Below are 1,224 nucleotides of genomic sequence, written 5' to 3'. Positions count from 1 at the left end.
GACGGCGGGGGTTTCGTTGCTGATGGTGCGGAAGAAGTGGGTGTTCCCGTCCCACCACTCGATTTTTCTGGAGTCTGCGTTGGCTATGCCGGTGCTCAACAGGGCAAGTGTTCCGACGGCGAAGGCGGTGGTGGCGCCGGCGGCGACGATGCGGGTGACTGCTCGATGTGCCATGGGGGGTCCTTCATTTGGTGCGGCCATGAGCGTCGCCGCGGGTTGTGGTGACCGGGCTCCGGCGCGGCAGGTGCGCCGGAGCCCGGTGTCAGGGGTGGTTCCCGCTTAGGAGCCGAAGCCGCCGAGGAGGGAGTCGAGGCTGCCTGCGGGGCCGGGGTTGCTGCCGGCCTTTGCGACGGTGACCTGTTGGGTGGTGGTGGAGCCATCGACGCCGGTGCGGCCGGAGAAGGTGGCGGTGATGGTGTGCTGACCGTCGGTGGTGGGGGTCCACTGGTAGGTGGCTTCGCCGTTGGCGCTGACCTGTGCGGTGCCGAGGACGGTGGTGCCGTCCTTGAATTCGACGGTGCCGCCTGCTGCTGCGGGGGTGACCTTCGCCTTCAGCGTGCTCGCCTTGTCTGCGACGGCTCCGGTGACCGGGTTGAGGGTGGTGGTGGAGGCGGTGGAGGTGCCACCGGCGGGGGCGACGGTCACGGTGGCGGTGGCGCGGGATCCGACGGTGGAGCCCTGTCCGGAGAAGTCGGCGGTGATGGTGTGCTGGCCGGCGGTGGCGGGGACCCACTGGGCGGTGGCGGTGCCGTCGGCGGTGACATAGATCGTGCTGATGACCCTGTTGTCTTCCTTGAAGGTGACGGTGCCGCCTGCTGCTGCCGGGGTGATCTTCGCGATAAGCGCCGTGGACCTGCCGACGGTGGCTCCGGTGATCGGGTTCAGGGTGGTGCCGCTGCTGCCCTTGGAGACGGTGAGGGAGGGACCCTGGGTGGTGTAGGTACCAGTGCCGCGGTTTCCGCCGTAGCTCATGCCGGTGCTGATGGCGATGCCGCGGGTGCAGTTCTCGCCGACCTTGTATTTGACGGTGAGGACGGCGGGATTCGCCCCGTTGTCCCCACTGATTTTCACCGGGTTGGCGATGAAGGGGCCCGCGTTGAAGTCGCCGATGACGTAGTCGGGCTTGATGTCGAGGTAGGGCTCGACCGGTGTGCCGTTCATCGTGGCCGAGTCGTTGACGTAGGTCAGGCAGTTGGGGTGGTGGTCCTTGACCCAGTCGATCTT

Annotated in this window: 1 protein-coding gene; it reads right to left on the bottom strand. The window is 67.4% G+C overall.

Annotation, left to right across the window (positions count from 1 at the left end):
* Positions 1 to 279 precede the first annotated feature (279 nt).
* Positions 280 to 1,224 (bottom strand): Ig-like domain-containing protein (locus tag BR31_RS32525; protein ID WP_037178371.1); only part of this gene is annotated, 945 nt, incomplete at its 5' end.

Source organism: Rhodococcus sp. UNC363MFTsu5.1 (assembly GCF_000686785.1).
Classification (GTDB): Bacteria; Actinomycetota; Actinomycetes; order Mycobacteriales; family Mycobacteriaceae; genus Rhodococcus_G; species Rhodococcus_G maanshanensis.
This window is presented reverse-complemented; position numbering and strand designations above follow the sequence as displayed.